Origin of the sequence: Blastococcus sp. TF02A-30 (assembly GCF_003319185.1) — a bacterium.
Lineage (GTDB): Bacteria > Actinomycetota > Actinomycetes > Mycobacteriales > Geodermatophilaceae > Blastococcus.
This window is the reverse complement of the sequence record NZ_QOHJ01000033.1, coordinates 1-454: the sequence shown is the minus strand read 5'-3', so window position 1 is coordinate 454 and position 454 is coordinate 1. Positions and strand designations below refer to the sequence as shown.

At 68.3% G+C, this 454-nt stretch carries 1 pseudogene; it reads right to left on the bottom strand.

From position 1 onward, the window contains the following. A pseudogene (locus DQ241_RS20320) lies at nt 1-418 on the bottom strand (NADP-dependent phosphogluconate dehydrogenase); the annotation flags it as partial. Nucleotides 419-454: the final 36 nt, after the last annotated feature.

The following is a 454-nucleotide window of genomic DNA, read 5'->3' as shown; positions in this document are numbered from 1 at the left end:
AGATGTGTATAAGAGACAGACCCTGGATGAGGGCGGCGGGCAGACGCTCGGCGCGCAGACCGTCGTAGTACGCCAGAGACGACGAGAAGGCCGGCGACGGGATGCCCGCGCGCGCCGAGGTGGCCACGACGTCGCGCCACGCCGACTGCGCGCGCTCGAGCGCCTCGAGGAAGTACGGCGCGGTCAGCAGCACCGGCAGGTCGGGGGTGGCGGCGTAGGCCTCGGTGATGCGGTTGAGGAACTGTGCGCGGATGATGCAGCCGCCACGCCAGATCGCCGCCACCCGGCCCAGGTCGATGCTCCACCCGTATTCCGCTGCCCCCGCGCGGATCTCGTCGAAGCCCTGCGAGTACGCGACGATCTTCGACGCGTACAGGGCCAGCCGGATCTTCTCGATGAACGCGTCGTGATCCTCCACCTGCAGCGCCTCGGCGGCTGTCTCTTATACACATCT